Origin of the sequence: Micromonospora sp. LA-10 (assembly GCF_051853095.1) — a bacterium.
Lineage (GTDB): Bacteria > Actinomycetota > Actinomycetes > Mycobacteriales > Micromonosporaceae > Micromonospora > Micromonospora echinospora_A.
The window spans coordinates 975,537-994,340 of sequence record NZ_CP195710.1 but is presented as its reverse complement, the minus strand read 5'-3'; the positions used below and the strand labels follow the sequence as shown (position 1 = coordinate 994,340).

The following is an 18,804-nucleotide window of genomic DNA, read 5'->3' as shown; positions in this document are numbered from 1 at the left end:
TCAGGGCAGGGCGATGGTGGCGGAGGCGATGACGTGGTCGCCGAGGCTGTTGGCGCCGCGGACGTCGACGGTGACGAGCGTTTCGCCGGATGTCTCGTGCGCCGGCTTCAGGCCGGTGACGACGCCGTCGAGGGTGCAGGTGTCGCCGGGGTGGTTCTGCGCGGCGAGGCGGGTGCGGAAGTCGACGACGCGGGCCTCCGGTCCGGCCCAGTCGGTGAGGTAGCAGTTGACCAGGGCACTGGAGCCGAGGATGTTCATGTAGACGTCGCGGGCGCCTCGTTCGACTGCTGCGTCGCGGTCGAGGTGCACGTCGTTGAAGTCGAAGGTCGCGGTCGCCAGCGCCGCGATGGACAGCTGGGTGACGGGGATCGGCCAGGGGGCGAGGCGTTGCCCGATGCTCACCTCGGCCCCGGTGCGGGTGCTCGTGCGGCGCTCGGGCCGGGGCGCGGTGAGCACCGGCAGGACCTGTCCGTCGCGGGTGCGCTGGTGCGCCACGACGACCGGCATGCCGTCGTGCACGAGGTCGGGGCGCAGGTACACGACGTCTCCGCTGAAGCGGGTCCCGTCGGCGAGTTCGGCGCTGCCGACGAGGTAGGGGCGCTCGTCGAGGGGTGCGGCCGCGTAGCCGGGTTGCAGGTGCGCGGTCAGGGTGCCGGTGGTGCCGGCGGGCGGCGGGTCGACCGGGGCGGCGGCGACCGGGCGTACGGGGCGGGCGAGGCGGTCCCCTGATGTCGCCGCGCTCTCGGTCCGGGTCGCCGGGTTCCAGCGGAGCATCCGCAGGACGACGCGCCCGACCGGCTCGCCCTCGACGGTGCGGTAGTCGCTGACGAGGTCGACGAAGTGGCCCCGGCCGAGCCGGGTGGACTTCTCGGGGGAGACCGCGCCGATGGAGGGGAACTGTTCCAGGTGGTCGCCGGGGCGCAGCGGGCGTACGTAGGTGTGCTCCGTCTGCACCGCGGCCACCGAGGTGAACCCGCGCGTGGCGAGGACTTCGTTGACCCGGTCGAGGCTCTCGGCGTGGCGGTGACTGCGCCTGTTGCCGGGCAGGGTCCACATGTTCAGCGAGGTCGCCGGGGCCACGATGCCGCCCCAGACGGAGCGGGTGGCCCACTGTGGGTCCTGGTACGCGGGGTTCTCGTCGCCGACGGCGTCGCACCAGATGCGGATGGCCGCCTCGGTGATCGCGTCCTTGGCCCGGCGGGGCGGGTCGGTGAGGCCGATCAGAGCGTCGAGTCGGGCGCGGAAATCCGCGTCACTGCCGGTCATGGGGCTCCTCTTGCGGACAACGGTGTCAACCAAGCGCTTGCTTGACCATATGAGGGCGCTGCCCTAGGGTCAAGGCTCATAACACCGGCCGCGCCCGGCGGCGACACCGGACCGATCGTGCGTCACCAGCGCCCCGACCCGCGAAGAGGGCCGAGATGCTCCCGAGCACCCCAGCGACAGCCACCCGAGCCTTCTTCTCGTTTCCGAAGGTGACCGACCCCGCCCGCCATCGCGACTACAACGCGTGGCATCAGCTCGACCACCGCCCCGAGAACCTCGCCCTGCCCGGCGTCGTGCACGGCGACCGCTGGGTGCGTACCCCCGCGTGCGAGCGGCTCGGCAGCTACCCTGATCCCGCCCTCGCCGGCAGCCAGTACATGGCGATGTACTGGTTCGCCGAGCCGGCCGCGGACTCGGTCGCCGAGTGGAAGGATCTCGGCGACCGGGCGATCCACCAGGGCCGGCGTCCGGAGCTGGCCTGGACCGAACGGCCGATGACCCGCATGTTCCGGCCGGTCCAGGGCCACGTCGCCCCCCGGGCCCTCGTCACCCTCGCCGCGCTGCCGTTCCGGCCCCACCGCGGGGTGTACGTCGAGGTGAGCCAGGTCGAGACGTCCCAGCGCCCCGACGTGGCCGACCTGTCCCGGTTCGAGCACGAGACCCAGGTGCCCGACCTGCTCGCGCGCGACGGCGTCGCGGGCGTGTGGACCTTCCGTAGCGCCCCGAGCCGCAGCCGTCCCGACGGACCCGTCGTGCGGATCCGGCTCACCTACCTCGAAGCCGACCCGGTCGAGTTCACGCGGGCCCTGTCCGCGGACCCGCTGGTGGCCCCGCCCGCGGCGCTCGCCGGCACGGCCACCCCGCTGTTCACCGGGCCCCTGGCCACCATTACGCCCTGGGAGTGGGACTGGTTCGACGAGGCCGCCCCGGCGCCGGACCGCGGGGCATGACCGAGGCCACCGGCCTGCTCGGGCGCTACGGGCCCTGGGCCCTGGTCGTCGGCGGTTCCGAGGGGGTCGGCGCCGCGTTCGCCGAGCAGCTGGCCCGGGCCGGTCTCGGCATCGTGCTCGTCGCCCGCAAGCCCGCGCCGCTCGGGGAGGCCGCCGACCGGGTCCGGGCGCACGGGGTCCCGTGCCGCGTGCTCGCCCTGGACCTGCTCGACGCGGACGCGACCGCCCGGATCGTCGAGGCGGTCGCCGACCTCGACCTCGGCCTGCTCGTCCTCAACGCCGGCGCGAACACCTACCGCAGCCGCTTCGTCGAGGCGGACCTCGCCCGGGTCCGGGCCGTCATCGATCTCAACGTCACCCGCCCGCTCGAACTCTGCCGGGAGCTCGGCGCCCGGCTCGCCGCACGCGGCCGCGGCGGCATCCTCGTCGTCGGCTCCTCGGCCGGCTACCTCGGCCACGCCGACATCGGTGTCTACGCCGCCGCCAAGGCCTTCACCCGGATCTTCACCGAGGGACTGTGGCTCGAACTGGGACAGGTCGGTGTCGACGTGCTGCACCTGGTGCTGGGGCTCACGGCCACCCCCGCCATGGAGCGCGCCGGCCTCGACCTGACCGGCGCGGCCGACCCGGCCGACGTCGCCGCCCAAGGGCTGGCGGCCCTGGGCTCCGGCCCGGTACACGTCGTGCGCCAGCAGGCCGAGGTCGCCGCGCGGCGCTCCGGCCCGGACCGGGCCGCACTCGTCGCCGGCAACCACGGCGGGATGCGGGCGATGCTCGGCGGGCCGGGCCCCGACCCGCGCTGACCACCCGAGCCCGGTGGCCCGTGCGGAGGCTTCCGCTCACTGCGTGACGGTCCACCCGCCGTCGACGACGAGCAGCGCCCCGTTGACGTACGAGGCCAGCGGCGAGAGCAGGAAGAGGATCGGCCAGGCGATCTCGTCCGGCGTGGCCATCCGGTGGCTCGGCACCCGGGCCAGCACGGACTGCCCCGTCGGAGACCCGGCGAAGCCCCGCAGCCTCGGGGTGTCCACCATGCCGGGGGCGACCGCGTTGGCCCGTACGGCGTCGGCCCGGTGCGCGGCCAGGTGCCGGGTGTAGCCGACGATCGCGGCCTTCGCCGCGCTGTACCAGTCGGAGGCGGTGCCCACGACGTTGCCGGCGACCGAAGCGGTGTTCACGAGGGTCGCCCCGGGCGGGGCCTGTTCGAGCCAGGCCCGGGTCACCGACCGCACGCTGCCGACACACAGCCGCACGGCGTGGTCGAAGTCGAGCTCGGTCGCCGAGGACGGGCCGGCGTTGTTGACGAGGTGGCGCACCGGCCCGTACGCCGAGCAGGTCCCGGCGAGGGCCGCGCGCACGGCCGCCTCGTCGGCGACGTCGACCACGTGGGGGTCGACCACCCCGCCCGCCGCGCGGACGGCGGCGCTCACCGCCGTGAGGGCGGCGGCGTCGCGGTCCCACGCGGACACCACGAGCCCTTGCGCGGCGGCGGCCGCCGCGGTCGCCGCTCCGATCCCGCTGCCGGCCCCGGTCACGACGACGACGTCGCCCGTGCGGAAGCCGAGCCGTGGCGCGCCCGCGCCGGCCGCCGGCCGCGGGTCACTCATGGGGGCGCCCGGGGTCGCTGTCCGGGTCCGGCCCGGCCTCCGCAGCCGGACCGCCGGGCGGCCACGGGCGGCTGATCGGGTCGGACGCGTCGCGGGCTCCGCGCAGCGACGCCTCGGGGATCGGCCACTGGCCGGCGAGGTCGTCGACCCGCTGCCACTCCGAGACGGTGAGACGTTCCTGCACCCGCCACTCGCCCGCGCGCCGGGTGACGAGGTCGACGTAACGGAACCCGCTGATGATGTTGCCGCGCGGCGGCTCGGACGTGCTGCGCTGCAACGCGATGCCGTACGTCTCGGCCCGGGCCCGGTCCGGGTCGGTCGGGTCCAGCTCGACCAGGATGTTCGTCAGGTAGTGCATCGTCATGGTGCGCCGCGCCACGAGCGCGAAGACCATGTCCAGCGTCGCGTCCCGTTCGGCCACGGTCCCGCCGAGGGTGATCCGGGCGTCCGGGTGGAAGGCGCTCGCGGCCAGGTCCCGGTCCATGCGGTCGATCCCTCGCGCGTAGCGCAGCAGGGCCCGCTCGATGGCCCGCTCGGCGAGCAGCGCGTGCAGCTCGACCGGGCCGGCCGGGAGGGAGCGCGACGGGTCAGACACCGAAGCCTCCGTCGACGTCGAGCTTCTGCCCGGAGATGAAGCCGGCCCGGTCGCTGGCCAGGAAGCAGGCGGCCTCGGCGATGTCGAGGGCGCTGCCGAAGCGCCGCAGCGGAGTCGAGGACCGGGCGACGGCCAGGGCGCGTTCGTCGAGGTCCCCCGAGGAGATCAGCCGCTCGGCCATCCCGTCGGTGAGCATGCCCGGCCCGACGCTGTTGAACCGGATGCCGAAGCGGCCCTCCTCGTTGGCGAAGGCCCGTACGAGCGCCTCGACCGCCGCCTTCGGCGCGGCGGATAGGCCGTCCCGGGCGGGGTAGCGCGTCGTCGCCGCGGTCGTGATCGCCACGACGTTGCCACGGCTCTGGCGCAGGGCCGGGAGACAGGCCGAGACCAGCGTGAAGAAGGCGGTCGCGTCGTTGGCCACCTGCGTGGCGAACTGCTCGGTACGCACTGTGGACAGGTGCCGCATGGGCACGTGCGGTCCGGCCGCGTGCACGACCGTGTGCAGCGGCCCGGGGCCTGCGGTGAGCTCGGCCACGAGCGCGGCGGTGGCCTCGGCGTCGGTGAGATCGAGGTGGTGCGCCGAGTGCGTGCCGGACGCGACGGGCGGCAGCTCGTCGAGCACCTGCCGGGCGGCCGCGGCGTCGCTGCGGTAGGTGATCGCCACCGTCGAACCCCGGCGCGCCAGTTCGCGGGCGATGACCCGGCCGAGGCCGCCGGTGCCGCCGGTGACGAGCGCGACACCGGCGCGGTGGACGAAGTCGGCGGGCACGGGCAGCGCCGCCGGGGGTGCGGTCGGGGAGGACTGGTCGGTCACGACGAACTCCTGAGGAAGTGGGAGGGCCGGGAGAGTCAGGTCGCGGGGAGGGGGTCGGCGCGTCCGCGACGCAGCCACACGAGCACCGTGGCGGCCGTGGCCAGGCACGCGGCGGCGTACAGCATGAAGGCGGCGCTGGAGCCGAACCACGTGCTCAGCCCGCCGAGCAGGAGGGCGCCGAACGGCATGCCACCCCAGCCGAGGAAGTAGAGGCTCATCACCCGGCCGCGCTGCGCGTCGTCGACGACCTTCTGGACCACCGTCTGCAGGATCACCATGGCGCCGATGCTGAACATGCCGCACAGCAGCGCGGCCGCCGCGAGCACGGGCACCGTCGTGGCGGCCCCGAGCAGGGCGTTGCTCAGGCCGAGCAGAACGAGGGTGAGCGCGGCGTGCCACACGGTGGCGATACGCTCGGAGAGGCGGGCCACGACGAGGATCCCGAGGAGCGAGCCCAGCCCGGTCAGGGCCACGAGCATGGGGAAGACCGGGTCCGGGTTGTCCGAGGTCGCGGCCGCCCGGACGGGGAGCTGGGTGGTGAAGGCGCAGCCGAAGAACGCGTTGACCGCGACGATGACGAGGCAGAGCGCGGCCGGGGGGCGCTCGCGGGCGTGCCGGATCCCCGCGCGGACCTGCGCGGTCAGGCTCTCGCGGGCCACCGGGACGGTCGGCCGGACGCGACGGGTGCGGACCGCGAGCGCGGCGGCGGCCGCGGCGAGGGTGAGCGTCGCGTACATCACGAACGTGCCCAGCGGTCCCCAGGCCACGAGGATCAGCCCGGCGACCGCGGGGCCGATCGCGCGGGCGAGGTTGAGCCCGGCGGCCTGGATCGGTACGGCGTGGCCGAGCGCCTCGGCCGGGACGGTGTTGGCCACCAGGGCCTGGGTCACAGGGGACAGGAAGCTGATTCCGGTGCCGGCAAGGAAGGCGAGCCCGAGCATCACGGGCAGGGCGACGATGCTGGCCGCGATGGTCGCCGCGCAGACCCCGGCCAGGACTGTGGTCGCCAGGAGCACGCCGATCTGCAGCCGCCGCCGGTCGACGGCGTCGGCCAGCACCCCGGCCGGGATGGAGAAGAGCGTGAACGGCACGAGCAGGCAGAAGAAGAGCGCCCCCATCGTCGCCGGGGTGGCGTTGCTCTCGATGAGCACCGACTGGAAGGCGATGTTGCAGCCCCAGTAGCCGGCCTGGGACAACACCAGGGTCAGGAGTACGAAGCGGAAGTCTCGGAATTGCAGGGCCGAGAACATTTTCACGTCTTTCGCCATCCTTCTGTCGTTTCGGGGACCCTACCAAGCGCTTGCTTGCATCGCTAGTGTCGAGTGTGGTTTTCTTCCCGTACCTCGAGTGAAAGGGCGTGCCGTGAGCGGCTTCTGCGCAGGACGAACGGTGATCGTGACCGGTGCCGGACAGGGACTGGGCCGGGTCCACGCCCTCGAGTTCGCCCGGCAGGGCGCGAACGTCGTCGTCAACGACATCGAGAGCAGCCGGGAGGCGGCCCAGGCCGTCGTCGACGAGATCCGCGCACTGGGCGGTCGCGCGGTCGTCAGCGCCGGCGACGTCAGCGACTGGGCCTACGGTGAGCGGCTCGTACGCGAGACGGTCGAGACCTTCGGCGAGCTGCACACCCTCGTCAACAACGCCGGCATCAACCGCGACCGGATGCTGGTCAACATGAGCGAGCAGGAGTGGGACCTCGTCCTGCGGGTCGACCTCAAGGGACACTTCGTCCCGATGCGCCACGCCGCCGCCTACTGGCGCGACGCCGCCAAGGCCGGCCGCCGGATCGCCGCGCGCGTGGTCAACACGTCCTCCGGCGCCGGGCTCATGGGCAGCGTCGGACAGGGCAACTACGGCGCCGCCAAGGCCGGGATCGCCGCCCTGACCCAGATCGCGGCCGCCGAGTGGGCCCGCTACGGCATCGTCGTCAACGCGATCGCCCCCTCGGCCCGTACCCCGATGACCGAGGCCGTCTTCGCCGAGGCGATGGCCGCCCCCGAGGCGGGCTTCGACGCGATGGATCCGGCCAACGTCTCCCCCCTCGTGGTCTGGCTCGGCTCCGACGCCGCGCAGGCCGTCAGCGGCGCCGTCTTCGAGGTCGCCGGCGGCGAGGTCTCGCTCGCCGACGGCTGGCGCCACGGACTGGCCGCCAGCAAGGGCGCGCGGTGGGAGCCGGAGGAGCTCACCGACGTGGTCGCCGACCTCATCGCCCGCTCCGAGCCGCCGATCCCCGTCTACGGTGCCTGACATGGGTGCTGACGCAGCGCGGGCCACCGGCGTGCCGGTGAGCGACGAGCAGTTCCGGGCCGAGATCCGCGGCTGGCTCCAGGAGGCCCTCACCGGGCCGTTCGCCGAGGCGGTCGGCACCGGCGGCGAGGGACGCGAGCACGAGGCGCACGAGCTGCGCCGCGAGTGGGAGCGCCACCTGGGCCGGGCCGGCTGGATCGGCCTGTCCTGGCCCACCGAGTACGGCGGACGCCCCGCGACCCTCGCCCAGCAGGTCATCTTCCACGAGGAGTACGCCCGCGCCGGCGCACCCGGCCGGCTCGGGCACATGTCCGAGCAGCTGCTCGGCCCGACCCTGCTCGCCTTCGGCACGCCGGAGCAGAAGGCACGCTTCCTGCCCCGCATCACCAGCGGCGAGGACATCTGGTGCCAGGGCTACTCCGAGCCCGGCGCGGGCTCGGACCTCGCCGGGGTGCGCACCCGCGCCGAGCGCCGGGGCGACCACTACGTCATCACCGGGCAGAAGGTGTGGACCTCGCTCGCGCACCTGGCCGACTGGTGCTTCGTGCTGTGCCGCACCGACCCCGGCTCGACCCGCCACGCCGGGCTGTCCTACCTGCTGGTGCCGATGGACCAGCCCGGAGTGACGGTGCGTCCGATCACCCAGCTGACCGGCACGAGCGAGTTCAACGAGGTCTTCTTCGACGAGGCCGTCGCGGCCGTCGAGCACCGCGTCGGCGCCGAGGGCGAGGGCTGGAAGGTCGCCATGGGCACCCTGGGCTTCGAGCGCGGCGTGTCCACCCTCGGCCAGCAGATCGGCTTCCGCCGGCGCCTCGACGCCGTCATCGCCCGGGCCCACTCCAACGGCGCCTGGCAGGAGCCGGCGCTGCGTGACCGCCTCGTCGACGCCTACATCGGGCTCGAGGTGATGCGGCACTCGGCGGTGCGGCTGCTCGCGTCCGCCGGTGACGGGCTGTCCGGCCTGGAGGCGTCGATCTCCAAGCTCCAGTGGGCCACGTGGAACCGCTCGCTGGGCGAGCTCGCGGTCGACGTCGAGGGGGCCGGGGCGCTGCTCACCGGGCCCGGGTACGAGCTGGACGACGCCCAGACCCACTTCCTGTTCAGCCGCGCCAACACGATTTACGGCGGTTCGAACGAGATCCAGCGCAACATCATCGCCGAGCGCCTGCTCGGCCTGCCCCGATGAGGTGAGGACGATGACCGGATCGCACGCCGAGCCTCGTGCCGTGGCCGAGACGTCGCAGACGGAGGCGGATCTCGCAGAGATCCGTGCCTCCGTGGCCGAGGTGCTCGACGGGCAGGCCGATCTGCGCCGAACCCACGAGGTCATGGTCGGGGAGCAGGGCTGGGACCCGAAACTGCACGACCTGCTCACGGCCGAGCTGGGCCTGCTCGGCCTCGTCGTACCGGAGCACCTCGGCGGGCTCGGCCTCGACGTGCCCGCCGCGACCGCCGTCATCGAGGAACTCGGGGCCCGGCTCGTGCCGGGCGCGCTCGCGACGAGCCTCACCGCGATCCTCGCCGCCCGCGCCCTCGGCCCGAGCGCCGAGCCCCTGCTGGCACGCGTCGTGGACGAGCAGCTGACCCTGGCCGTCGCGCTCGCCGAGGACGGCGCGGGCTGGGATCCCGGACAGACCGCCACCCGGGCCACCGGCGCCGGGGACGAGTGGGCGCTGACCGGGACGAAGACCCTCGTCGCCGGGGCCGAGGCCGCCCGGGTCGTTCTCGTCACCGCCCGGAACGAAGGTGGTGAGCCCGGCGTCTACGCCGTGGACCTGGCCGCCGACGGGGTGGACGTGCGGACGCACATGACGCTCGACCAGACCCGGCGGCTGAGCACTGTGCGCCTGCGCAGGGCCGCCGCCATTCGGGTCGACGCCCCCGGCGGCGAGGGGGCCCGGGTGCTGCTGGACCACGTGCGCGCGATGCTCGCGCTGGAATCGGCGGCCGCCGCCCGCGCCTGCCTCGACCTCACCGTCGACTACCTCAAGGTCCGGGAGCAGTTCGGCCGCCCGATCGGGTCGTTCCAGGCCCTCAAGCACCGCTGCGCCGACCTCGCCGTCACGGTCGCCGGGGCGCGGGCCACGGCTGACCACCTCGTCACGACGCTACGCACCGGGGCCGCCACCCGATCGCACGACGCGGCACTGGCCAAGCTCGTGTGCGCCGACACGCTGATGACCGTCGCCGCCGAGGCGATCCAGTTGCACGGCGGTATCGGGTTCACCTTCGAGCACCACGCGCACCTGTTCTTCAAGCGCGGCAAGTCGACCCAGCTGCTGGCCGGTTCTCCGGCGGCGGTCCGCGCCGAGGTGGCAGCGCTCGCCGGCCTCTGAGCCGGCCGCCGGAGTCCACGGCCGGCAGGAGCGGAAATGACGGAGGGGCCGCACCGAACCGGTGCGGCCCCTCCGCCGTACATGCCCCGCGCGCTCAGCCGAGCGGACCGGCGCCGGGCGGCTGGGCGGCCAGGTGCCGCGACGGGATCTCCCCACCACCGTCGATGACGATCTCCGTGCCCGTGACGTAGGCGGACAGCGGCGAGACGAGCAACAGGCAGGCCGCGGCGATGTCGGCCGGGGTCGCCATCCGCCGCATGGGGATCGTCCGCGCCACGCGATCCTGCCCCGCCTCGTCGCCGTAGTAGAGATGCGACAGCTCGGTCTGTACGAGACCCACGGTCACCTGGTTGACCCGTACGGCGGGCGCGAAGTCGAGCCCGAGGCACCGGGTCAGCATCGTCAGGCCCGCCTTCGCCGCGGCGTACGCGGCGGTGTCCGGGGCCGGGTTGGCTCCGGCGACCGAGCCGATGTTGATGATCGTGCCGCTGCCCTGACGCTGCATGACCTCGTTGGCCTGCTGGGCGACGTAGAACGGGGCGAGCAGGTTGAGCGTGACGACCGCCGAGACGAAGCGGGGGGACACCGTCGCGGTGTCGGCGCTCGGTGCGCCGCCGGCGTTGTTGACCAGGATGTCGAGCCGGCCGAACCGGTCCACCGCCGCGGCGACGAGTGCCTTGGCCTGCTCGGGATCGCGTACGTCGGACTGGACGAAGACGGGCGTGCGTCCGTCGATCTCGGGCAGTTGCTCGGGCTCGCTGCGGCCGCACACGATCACCCGCGCCCCGGCCTTGAGGAAGGCGCGGGTGATCTCGGCGCCGATGCCACGGGTGCCTCCGGTGACGACGGCGACCTGGCCGGTCAGGTCGACGCCGCCGGGCGTCGTGGGGGACTGGGTCATCAGAGCCTCTCGATGATCGTGACGTTGGCCTGGCCGCCGCCCTCGCACATCACCTGCAGGCCGTAGCGGCCGCCGGTGCGCTCGAGCTCGTGCAGCAGGGTGGTCATCAGCCGGGCGCCGGTGGCGCCGAGCGGGTGGCCCAGGGCGATCGCGCCGCCGTTGACGTTGACCCGCTCCGGGTCGGCTCCCGTCTCCTTGAGCCAGGCGAGCACGACCGAGGCGAACGCCTCGTTGATCTCGAACAGATCGATGTCGTCGATCGACAGCCCGGTGCGCTTGAGCGCGTGGGCGGTGGCGGGGATGGGGGCGGTGAGCATCAGCACCGGGTCGTCGGCGCGTACCGACAGGTGGTGGATCCGGGCGCGCGGGGTCACCCCGTGCTCGGCCACGGCCTGCTCGCTCATGACGAGCAGGGCGGCCGCGCCGTCGCAGATCTGGCTCGCCACGGCGGCGGTGACCCGGCCGCCCGGGGTCAGCGGGTCGAGGCCGGCCATCTTCTCCAGGCTCGTGTCGGCGCGCGGGCAGGTGTCGGTGTCGACGTCGCCGACGGCGCGGATCTCGCGGCTGAAGCGGCCCTCGGCGATGGCCCGCAGGGCCCGCTCGTGGCTGCGCAGGGCGAAGCGCTCCATGTCCTCCCGGCTGACGCCCCACTTCTCGGCGATCATCTCGGCCGAGCGGAACTGCGAGATCTGCTCGTCGCCGTAGCGCTTGCGCCAGCCGGTGGACCCGGAGAAGGGGTCGTCGAAGCCGTACTGCCGGCCGGTGAGCATCGCGGCGGAGATGGGGATGGCGCTCATGTTCTGCACGCCCCCGGCGACGACGACGTCGTTGACTCCGGCCATGACGGCCTGGGCGGCGAAGTGCACCGCCTGCTGGCTCGACCCGCACTGCCGGTCCACCGTGACGCCGGGTACGTGCTGGGGGAGCCCGGCGGCGAGCCAGGCGGTGCGGGCGATGTCACCGGCCTGCGGGCCGATGGTGTCGACGCAGCCGAACACGACGTCCTCGACGGCGTCGGGGTCGACCCCCGAGGAACTCATGAGGCTGGTGAGCGCGGCGGCGCCCAGGTCGGCGGAGTGGATGTCGGCGAGCGCGCCGCCGCGTCGCGTGACGGGGGTGCGGACGGCGTCCACGATGTATGCCTCTGCCACCGGGTTTCCTTCCTTCACATGCCTCACCGGTCGGTGCCGGAGGTCGGATCGGTTGAGTCGGCGTGGCTCGCTGACGCTGGTCGCCGGCGTTGCCACCGCTAGTCTAGCAAGCGCTTGGTTGGTAGTCTGTGCTTCGTTCCAAACAAGTGACCGGCTCCGCGTGAGGAGATGTGCGTGAGTGACGTGTTGACCACGATCCCCGCCCTGCTGCGGCAGGCCGCGCAGGACGCCGCCGAGCTTGAGGCCCTGGTCGACGGGGACGTGCGGATGACCTTCGCCGAACTCGACGCGGCCGTCACCCGGTTCGCGCGGGCCGCGGTCGCGCACGGTCTCGAGCCGGGGGACCGCGTCATCGTCTGGGCTCCGAACAGTGCCGACTGGGTCGTCAGCGCCCTCGGCGTGCTGGCCGCGGGGGGCGTGCTGTGCCCCGTCAACACCCGCTTCCGGGGTGAGGAGGCGCGGTCCGTCATCGCCAAGGTCCGGGCCACGATGGTCGTCCTCGACGACGCCTTCCTGGACGTCCACTACCTGGCCGCGCTGCGCGGTGACGGGCCGCCGCCGGCCGCCGGCCGCCCCGTGCCGCTGCTGCCCTCGGTGCGTACCGTCGTCGACCTGTCCGCCACCGGCCGCGAGCAGACCGATGACGGCGTGTGGTCCCTGGCGGCCTTCACCGCGCTGGCCGACCGGGTCGACCCCGGAGTCGTCGACGCACGGATCGCCGCCCTCGCCCCGGAGAGCGTGGCCGACATCCTGTTCACCTCCGGCACCACCGGCTACCCCAAGGGCGCGATGGTCTCGCACGCCTCGAACCTGCGCGTCGACAGGGAGTGGGCCCGCCTCGTCGGGCTGCGGCGAGGCGACCGCTATCTCATGGTCAACCCGTTCTTCCACAGCTTCGGCTACCGGGCCGGCATCCTGGCCAGCCTCCTCATGCGCGCCACCATCATCCCGGTCGCCGTGTTCTCCGTCGAGACCGTGCTGCGTCTCATCGAGCAGGAACGGGTCACGGTCTTCCCGGGCGCGCCCACCGTTTACACCTCCCTGCTCGAACACCCCGACCTCGGCACATACGACCTCAGCTCGGTACGCCTGGCCGTCACCGGGGCCACGATCGTGCCGGTGCCGCTGCTGCGCCGGATGCGCGAAGAACTCGGCTTCCGCGACGTCATCACCGCCTACGGGCTGACCGAGACGTGCGGCACCGCGACCGTGTGCCCGCCCGACGCCGGCCTCGAGCGGATCTCGACCAGCTGCGGGCGGGCGATCCCGGGCACCGAGTTGCGGATCGCCGGCCTCGACGGACAGGCGCTGCCGGCCGGTGAGTCGGGCGAGATTCTCGTGCGTGGTTACAACGTGATGGCGGGCTACTTCGAGGACCCGGACGCCACGGCGCAGGCCATCGACGAGGACGGCTGGCTGCACACCGGTGACGTCGGCTGGGTCGACGAGGACGGCTACCTGCGCATCACCGACCGGATCAAGGACGTCTACATGGTCGGGGGCTTCAACGTCTACCCCGCCGAGGTCGAGCGCGTGCTGTCCGAGCATCCCGCCGTCTTCGACGTCGCGGTCGTCGGGGTCCCCGACGCGCGGATGGGCGAGGTCGGCAGCGCCTTCGTGCAGACCGTTCCCGCCTGGAGCGGGGACGAGTCGGCGCTCGTCGACGAGCTCGAGGCGTGGTGCCGGGAGCGGCTGGCCAACTTCAAGCGCCCGCGCAGCTTCACCGTCGTTCCGGCGCTGCCCCGAACCGCGAGCGGAAAGATCCAGAAGTTCAAGCTCACCGGGTGAGCCCGGCGCTCGCGGGCCCCGTCACCGGGATGCGGCCCGCGAAGGCGCTTCGTGCGGGCAGGCCCGACGCCCCGACCAGATCTGACACCGACGGCACCGCCGTCACGGGCGCCAGCCCGAGAACCGGAGGACTCCATGCAGGACGCAGTCATCGTCGCCGCGGCGCGCTCGCCGATCGGCCGGGCCTTCAAGGGGTCGTTGGCCTCGATGCGGGCCGACGACCTGGCCACCCAGATGGTCCAGGCGGCCCTGGCCCAGGTGCCGGCGCTCGACCCGGCCCAGATCGACGACCTCATGCTCGGCTGCGCGCAGCCGGCCGGCGAGCAGGGCTGGGGCCTCGGGCGCGTCGTAGCGGTCGAGCTCGGGCTCGACCGGGTCCCCGGCACGACGGTGCAGCGTTACTGCGCGTCGAGCCTGCAGACGACCAGGATGGCGCTGCACGCCATCCGCGCCGGTGAGGCGGACGTGCTCGTCTCCGCCGGGGTCGAGGTCGTCTCGCACTTCGCCGCCGGCAAGTCCGACGGCATGCCGGACACGAAGAATCCGATCTTCGCGGCGGCGGGGGAGCGCACCGCCGCCCGCGGGCGGGGTGGCGCCGGCCCGTGGACCGACCCACGCGACGCGAACGAGCTGCCCGACGTCTACATCGCGATGGGCGAGACCGCCGAGAACGTCGCGAGCCACCGCGGTGTGAGCCGCGCCGAGCAGGACGAGTGGGCTGCCACGAGCCAGCAGCGGGCCCGGGCCGCGATCGAGTCGGGCTTCTTCGCCACCGACATCACGCCGGTGACCCTCGCCGACGGCACCGTCGTGGCCACCGACGACTGCCCTCGCGCCGGCGTGACGGCCGAGTCGCTGTCCGGCCTCAAACCGGCCTTCCGGCCCGACGGTACGGTGACAGCGGGCAACTGCTGCCCGCTCAACGACGGCGCAGCCGCGCTCATCATCATGTCCAGCCGCAAGGCTGCCGAACTCGGCGTCACGCCGCTGGCCCGGATCGTGTCCACGGGCGTCTCGGCGATCTCGCCGGAGATCATGGGTCTCGGCCCGGTCGAGGCGTCGAGGCGGGCCCTCGCGCTGGCCGGGCTCTCGATGGCCGACATCGATCTCGTCGAGCTCAACGAGGCGTTCGCCGCTCAGGTGGTCCCCTCCATCTCGGACCTCAAGGCCAACCCCGAGCGGGTGAACGTCCACGGTGGCGCGATCGCCCTGGGCCACCCGTTCGGTCAGACCGGAGCGCGGATGACGACGACGCTCATCAACGGGCTGCGGGCCCGCGACGGCCAGTTCGGCCTGGAGACGATGTGCACTGCCGGTGGGCAGGGCATGGCGATGGTCATCGAGCGGCTGTCCTAGGCGGGTGTGCCGACGTCCCCGGTTCGACCGGGGACGTCGGCCCCTGGCTCATGCCACCACGCCGAGTGGGTCGGTCGGGCGAGGGTCAGTGCCGGCGCAGCGCCGCCGCGAGGGTCGCCGTCCGGCCGGCGACGGCCGCCGACTGCGCGGCGAACGAGGCCGCGGTGCGGTCGCCGCCGCTCATCGCGCCCTGCGTGATCCTGGTGTACACGCCCTCAAGGATGCACGCGGTCTTCCACCAGTTGTAGGCGACGAAGTAGTCGATCCGCGCCGGATCGGTGCCGGTCGCGAGGCAGTACCGGGAGAGTAGTTCGTCCCGGTTCGAGAAGCCGGGCAGGACCGTGGCCGGGTCGTACAGCGCGCGGGCCGGGTCGTCGGCCTGCGCCCAGTAGACGAGCAGTTGGCCGACGTCGGCCAACGGGTCTCCGACAGTCGTCAGCTCCCAGTCGAGTACGCCCTGGACCCGCCACCGCGAGTCGAGCATGCAGTTGTCGAGCCGGAAGTCGCCGTGCACGATCCCCGAGCGGGACTGCTCGGGCGCCGCGGCCACGAGATGCTCGTGCGCGGTCTGCAGATCGGGCAGGTCGCGGATCCTGCTCCGCTGCCAGTTCTCGTGCCAGCGCCCGAGCTGCCGGGTGATGTAGTCACGGCGGCGGGCCAGACCCCCCAGCCCGATGACCTCCGGGGCGAGCCGGTGCAGGGCCACGAGAGCGTCGACGAGCGTGGGGCCGATGAGCGCGCGGTCGGCCTCGGTGGTGAGCCGCTCGACGTCGGCGGGGCTGCGCAGGATCACGCCGTCGAGGTGCTCGAGTACGACGAGAGGGGCGCCGGCCACCTCGCCCGTCTCCTCGACGGCGAGCACCCGCGGCACTGGGAGGTGGCCGTGCAGACCGCGCAGGATCCGCGCCTCGCGCAGGACGTCGTGCGCGGTGGCCGGGTGGTTTCCGAGCGGTGGGCGGCGCAGCACGACGACGTGGCCGGCCGCGTCGGTGGTCCGGTAGGTCAGGTTGGAGCGCCCTCCGGCGATGACCTCGTGCCGCAGGTTCCCCTGCAACTCGGGCACCGCGCGGCCGAGCCAGGCGTCGACGCCCGCCGGGAGCCCGGCGTGCCGGGTGGTGTCGATCGGGGCCGGACCTGTCCGGGCGTGACCTGCTGCCGTCATGGGTGCGCCTCCTCTTCAGGCGTCACCCTAGCAAGCGCTTGGTTGTTTCGGCATGCCGCGCCGGTCACCGTCCGGACACCCGGACGCGGGCGGCCCGCGCTCAGTCGTGGGCGAGGATTCCGTCGAGGAACACCGAGACGAAGTCGTCGGCGAAGTTCGCCATGGAGTACGACGGGGTCGGCTTGAACCAGCGGACCGAGAGCCACAGTGCGTCGCGCAGCATGCCGTGCAGCACGCGTACCGGGATGTCGGTGCGGAAGTCGCCGGTGGCGATACCGGCCTCGAGCACCTGGATCCAGGCCCGCTGGATCATGGCGGCCGCTTCGCGGATGTGCTCGTAGCCCTCGATCTTGGGCAGGTAGCCGCTCGAGTTCTGGTATATCTCGGTCGCGTGCGGGTGGGCCTCGATGTTGGCCAGGGAACTCGTGACGAGCTTGCGCAACTGGGTCGCCGGCTTCTCCTCGGACGCCAGGACTTCGCCGTAGCGGTGGGTCAGGTCGGTCAGGTAGTCCGAGATGATCGCGTTGACCATTTCGTCCTTGGACTTGAAGTGGTGGTAGAGGCTGCCGGAGAGGATGCCGACCGAGTCGGCGATCTCGCGGACCGTCGTGGCATCGATTCCCTTGGCTGCGAACAGGTGCGCGGCGTTGTCGAGGATGACCGAGCGTCGGTCCTGGGTCGTCGACATATGGGTGCTCCCGGTTCCTCGAGCATATGTGTTGGTCAAGCGCTTGCTTTATATCACTTCGATGCCTTCAGCATGATAAAGCCAGCCTCCCTTGACCGGGGGGTCACGAAATGCCTATGGTGCAGCCAACCAAGCGCTCGTTCGGTTGCCGGAGCCCGCGCTGCGGAGCCCGGCCGGCGAGAGGGGTTGCCCGATGTCCGACCCGAAGACCGGCTCGCTCGCCGGCCGCGTCGTCCTCGTCACCGGTGCCGCCAACGGGTTGGGGGCGGCATACGCGCGCGGCATCGCCGCGGCCGGGGCCCACGTGGTCGCCGTCGACGTCGACGCGGAGGGACTGCAGCGGCTCAGCGGGCAGCTCGCCGCGGCTGACGGCCGGGGCTCGACCAGGGTCGCCGACGTCGCGGACTGGGCGAGCGCGCACGACATCGTGCGTGACTGCCTCGCCGAGCACGGCAGGCTCGACGGCCTCGTCAACAACGCCGGCGTCTTCGCCATGGCCCGCGCCGGCGCCGAGTCCGAGGCCACTGTGCGCCGGATGCTCGAGGTCAACGTGCTCGGCGCCGTCGCCTGGGGAAACGCCGCTGTCGCGGTGATGCGTACCCAGGGTCACGGGGTCCTGGTCAACGTCACCTCGGGCGAGCAGATGGGCCGCGCCGAGACCGCCGTGTACGGGGCGACGAAGGCCGCGATCGCCACGCTCACCTACGCGTGGGCGGCCGAACTCGCCGAGGCCGGGATCCGCGTCAACGCGATCTCCCCGAACGCCCAGACTCAGATGGCGGAGGTCCTCGCGCAGTTCCGCGGCGTACCGAGCGGGCAGAACGCGGGGATCGCGCCCGAGGCCAACGTGCCGCTGCTGCTCTACCTGCTCTCCGACCTCAGCGTCGAGCTGACCGGCCAGGTGCTGCGCTCCTACGGCCCCGAACTCATGCTGACGACCCAGCCGGCGCTCGCCGAGCCCGTGCTGCGGCAGGCGGCGTGGACCCCGGAGCGCATGGCCGAGGCCGTCACGGCGCGGCTGCGGCCGCACCTGGCGCCCCTCGGGGTGCGCCGGGCGCGCATCGAATACCTCGACTGACCCGGCGTCCGATCCCCGGACGACCGCCGAGCCGACAGGAGCCCGATGTCCGTCACGACCAACCCGGTCTGCGTCAGCGGCATGGCCGCGATGTCCTGGGACCTGCCCGAGGAGATCGCGATGTACCGGCGTACCGGTACCGACCTCGTCGGCCTGCAGCGCAGCAAGGCCGCCTCCTTCGGCGTGGCGGCTCTCGGCGACCTGCTCGCCCGGCACGACGTACGGCTCGGCTATCTCGTGCACAGCTTCACCGCCCATCCGGACGACGAGTCGGGCTGGGCGCAGCAGGTCGCGGCGTTGCAGGAAGGCGTCATCGACGCCCGCAGGCTCGGCGCCGACCTCGTCTACCTCACCTCGGGCCCCTCGGCGCACCTGACGTGGGAGGAGGCGGCCGGCCGGTTCGCCGAGCGGATCGCTCCGGTCGTGGCCACCGCCCGCGAACACGGGGTGCGCCTGGGTGTGGAGAACACCCTGCCGGTCAAGTGCGACCTCAGCTTCACCCACACCGCGCGGGACGCGCTCGCCCTGGCCGACCTCTGCGGCATCGGCATCTGCCTCGACCTCTACTGCTGCTGGCAGGAGCGGGGCCTGACCGACCTCGTCCGCGATCGGGTTGGTCAGGTCGAGTTGCTGCAGGTGTCCGACTTCCGGGTCGGCACCTCGACCTTCCCGAACCGGTGGGTGCCCGGCGACGGCGACCTGCCGATGGCCGGTCTGCTGGCGAGCGTGCTGCGGGCCGGCTACACCGGCATCGTCGACGTCGAGTTGATCGGCCCGGCCATCGAGGCCGAGGGCGCCGAGCCGGCGGTGACCCGTTCGGTAACGTGGACGCGCGAGCAGATCGCGGTGGCGCGTCCCTGAGCGC

The 18,804-nt window shown here is 73.0% G+C and carries 18 protein-coding genes; 9 read left to right on the top strand and 9 right to left on the bottom strand.

From position 1 onward, the window contains the following. Window positions 1–1,266 (bottom strand): FAS1-like dehydratase domain-containing protein, encoded by a 1,266-nt coding sequence (locus tag ACSDG8_RS04745; RefSeq protein ID WP_439427677.1) that lies wholly within the window; start codon window positions 1,264–1,266, stop codon window positions 1–3. Window positions 1,267–1,475: 209 nt separating this feature from the next. Here ACSDG8_RS04745 and ACSDG8_RS04740 point away from each other — a divergent pair, with 209 nt between their 5' ends. Beyond that, the gene (locus ACSDG8_RS04740; RefSeq protein ID WP_439427676.1) at window positions 1,476–2,216 is read left to right on the top strand and encodes a hypothetical protein; all 741 of its coding nucleotides are present in this window, start codon (window positions 1,476–1,478) and stop codon (window positions 2,214–2,216) included. Then, the gene (locus ACSDG8_RS04735; RefSeq protein WP_439427675.1) at window positions 2,213–3,019 is read left to right on the top strand and encodes an SDR family NAD(P)-dependent oxidoreductase; all 807 of its coding nucleotides are present in this window, start codon (window positions 2,213–2,215) and stop codon (window positions 3,017–3,019) included. The genes ACSDG8_RS04740 and ACSDG8_RS04735 overlap by 4 nt, the downstream gene beginning before the upstream one ends. A 36-nt stretch (window positions 3,020–3,055) precedes the next feature. Here ACSDG8_RS04735 and ACSDG8_RS04730 read toward each other — a convergent pair whose 3' ends face one another. Genes ACSDG8_RS04730 through ACSDG8_RS04715 form a run of 4 tightly spaced genes read right to left on the bottom strand, consistent with a single transcriptional unit; the run spans window position 3,056 to window position 6,482 of the window. After that, window positions 3,056–3,823, bottom strand: coding sequence for an SDR family NAD(P)-dependent oxidoreductase (locus ACSDG8_RS04730; RefSeq protein WP_210890803.1), 768 nt, complete (start codon window positions 3,821–3,823; stop codon window positions 3,056–3,058). Beyond that, entirely contained in the window at window positions 3,816–4,418 is a 603-nt protein-coding gene (locus ACSDG8_RS04725) for a nuclear transport factor 2 family protein (RefSeq protein ID WP_439427674.1), read from the bottom strand. Before ACSDG8_RS04725 ends, ACSDG8_RS04730 begins: the two co-directional genes overlap by 8 nt. After that, window positions 4,411–5,232 (bottom strand): SDR family NAD(P)-dependent oxidoreductase, encoded by an 822-nt coding sequence (locus tag ACSDG8_RS04720; protein WP_210890807.1) that lies wholly within the window; start codon window positions 5,230–5,232, stop codon window positions 4,411–4,413. The genes ACSDG8_RS04725 and ACSDG8_RS04720 overlap by 8 nt, the downstream gene beginning before the upstream one ends. 35 nt (window positions 5,233–5,267) lie before the next feature. Then, entirely contained in the window at window positions 5,268–6,482 is a 1,215-nt protein-coding gene (locus tag ACSDG8_RS04715; RefSeq protein WP_247677944.1) for an MFS transporter, read from the bottom strand. Between the two features lie 139 nt (window positions 6,483–6,621). On the opposite strand from ACSDG8_RS04715, the gene ACSDG8_RS04710 reads away from it, so the two are divergent. Genes ACSDG8_RS04710 through ACSDG8_RS04700 form a run of 3 tightly spaced genes read left to right on the top strand, consistent with a single transcriptional unit; the run spans window position 6,622 to window position 9,815 of the window. After that, complete coding sequence (locus ACSDG8_RS04710; protein WP_439427673.1) at window positions 6,622–7,479, top strand: SDR family oxidoreductase; 858 nt, start codon at window positions 6,622–6,624, stop codon at window positions 7,477–7,479. 37 nt (window positions 7,480–7,516) lie between these two features. After that, the gene (locus ACSDG8_RS04705) at window positions 7,517–8,665 is read left to right on the top strand and encodes an acyl-CoA dehydrogenase family protein (protein ID WP_210891586.1); all 1,149 of its coding nucleotides are present in this window, start codon (window positions 7,517–7,519) and stop codon (window positions 8,663–8,665) included. A gap of 10 nt (window positions 8,666–8,675) precedes the next feature. Then, a complete protein-coding gene (locus tag ACSDG8_RS04700) occupies window positions 8,676–9,815 on the top strand; it encodes an acyl-CoA dehydrogenase family protein (RefSeq protein ID WP_210890813.1) in 1,140 nt (379 codons plus the stop codon). Between the two features lie 94 nt (window positions 9,816–9,909). Here ACSDG8_RS04700 and ACSDG8_RS04695 read toward each other — a convergent pair whose 3' ends face one another. Together ACSDG8_RS04695 and ACSDG8_RS04690 are read right to left on the bottom strand one after the other, a co-directional pair. Beyond that, window positions 9,910–10,716 carry an SDR family oxidoreductase gene (locus ACSDG8_RS04695; RefSeq protein ID WP_210890815.1) on the bottom strand — a complete coding sequence of 269 codons (807 nt, stop codon included), beginning with the start codon at window positions 10,714–10,716 and terminating at the stop codon, window positions 9,910–9,912. Then, window positions 10,716–11,867, bottom strand: coding sequence for an acetyl-CoA C-acetyltransferase (locus ACSDG8_RS04690; RefSeq protein WP_210890818.1), 1,152 nt, complete (start codon window positions 11,865–11,867; stop codon window positions 10,716–10,718). The genes ACSDG8_RS04695 and ACSDG8_RS04690 overlap by 1 nt, the downstream gene beginning before the upstream one ends. A gap of 183 nt (window positions 11,868–12,050) precedes the next feature. On the opposite strand from ACSDG8_RS04690, the gene ACSDG8_RS04685 reads away from it, so the two are divergent. Together ACSDG8_RS04685 and ACSDG8_RS04680 are read left to right on the top strand one after the other, a co-directional pair. After that, entirely contained in the window at window positions 12,051–13,655 is a 1,605-nt protein-coding gene (locus ACSDG8_RS04685; protein WP_210891588.1) for a FadD3 family acyl-CoA ligase, read from the top strand. A 135-nt stretch (window positions 13,656–13,790) separates the two neighbouring features. After that, a complete protein-coding gene (locus ACSDG8_RS04680) occupies window positions 13,791–15,011 on the top strand; it encodes an acetyl-CoA C-acetyltransferase (protein ID WP_210890820.1) in 1,221 nt (406 codons plus the stop codon). Window positions 15,012–15,096: 85 nt separating this feature from the next. Here ACSDG8_RS04680 and ACSDG8_RS04675 read toward each other — a convergent pair whose 3' ends face one another. Then, window positions 15,097–16,173: a phosphotransferase family protein gene (locus ACSDG8_RS04675; protein WP_210890822.1), complete on the bottom strand. Its 1,077-nt coding sequence runs from the start codon at window positions 16,171–16,173 to the stop codon at window positions 15,097–15,099. Between the two features lie 100 nt (window positions 16,174–16,273). Beyond that, window positions 16,274–16,861, bottom strand: coding sequence for a TetR/AcrR family transcriptional regulator (locus ACSDG8_RS04670; RefSeq protein WP_210890824.1), 588 nt, complete (start codon window positions 16,859–16,861; stop codon window positions 16,274–16,276). Window positions 16,862–17,054: 193 nt separating this feature from the next. Here ACSDG8_RS04670 and ACSDG8_RS04665 point away from each other — a divergent pair, with 193 nt between their 5' ends. Both ACSDG8_RS04665 and ACSDG8_RS04660 read left to right on the top strand, forming a co-directional pair. Beyond that, window positions 17,055–17,939 (top strand): SDR family NAD(P)-dependent oxidoreductase, encoded by an 885-nt coding sequence (locus ACSDG8_RS04665; RefSeq protein WP_210890826.1) that lies wholly within the window; start codon window positions 17,055–17,057, stop codon window positions 17,937–17,939. A 45-nt stretch (window positions 17,940–17,984) separates the two neighbouring features. After that, entirely contained in the window at window positions 17,985–18,800 is an 816-nt protein-coding gene (locus tag ACSDG8_RS04660; RefSeq protein WP_210890828.1) for a sugar phosphate isomerase/epimerase family protein, read from the top strand. Window positions 18,801–18,804 lie beyond the last annotated feature (4 nt).

Coding starts and splice junctions, on each gene's coding strand:
- ACSDG8_RS04665 (WP_210890826.1), top strand. CDS start 17,055: ATGTCCGACCCGAAGACCGGCTCGCTCGCCGGCCGCGTCGTCCTCGTC.
- ACSDG8_RS04680 (WP_210890820.1), top strand. CDS start 13,791: ATGCAGGACGCAGTCATCGTCGCCGCGGCGCGCTCGCCGATCGGCCGG.
- ACSDG8_RS04730 (WP_210890803.1), bottom strand. CDS start 3,823: ATGAGTGACCCGCGGCCGGCGGCCGGCGCGGGCGCGCCACGGCTCGGC.
- ACSDG8_RS04700 (WP_210890813.1), top strand. CDS start 8,676: ATGACCGGATCGCACGCCGAGCCTCGTGCCGTGGCCGAGACGTCGCAG.
- ACSDG8_RS04745 (WP_439427677.1), bottom strand. CDS start 1,266: ATGACCGGCAGTGACGCGGATTTCCGCGCCCGACTCGACGCTCTGATC.
- ACSDG8_RS04670 (WP_210890824.1), bottom strand. CDS start 16,861: ATGTCGACGACCCAGGACCGACGCTCGGTCATCCTCGACAACGCCGCG.
- ACSDG8_RS04695 (WP_210890815.1), bottom strand. CDS start 10,716: ATGACCCAGTCCCCCACGACGCCCGGCGGCGTCGACCTGACCGGCCAG.
- ACSDG8_RS04660 (WP_210890828.1), top strand. CDS start 17,985: ATGTCCGTCACGACCAACCCGGTCTGCGTCAGCGGCATGGCCGCGATG.
- ACSDG8_RS04675 (WP_210890822.1), bottom strand. CDS start 16,173: ATGACGGCAGCAGGTCACGCCCGGACAGGTCCGGCCCCGATCGACACC.
- ACSDG8_RS04735 (WP_439427675.1), top strand. CDS start 2,213: ATGACCGAGGCCACCGGCCTGCTCGGGCGCTACGGGCCCTGGGCCCTG.
- ACSDG8_RS04715 (WP_247677944.1), bottom strand. CDS start 6,482: ATGTTCTCGGCCCTGCAATTCCGAGACTTCCGCTTCGTACTCCTGACC.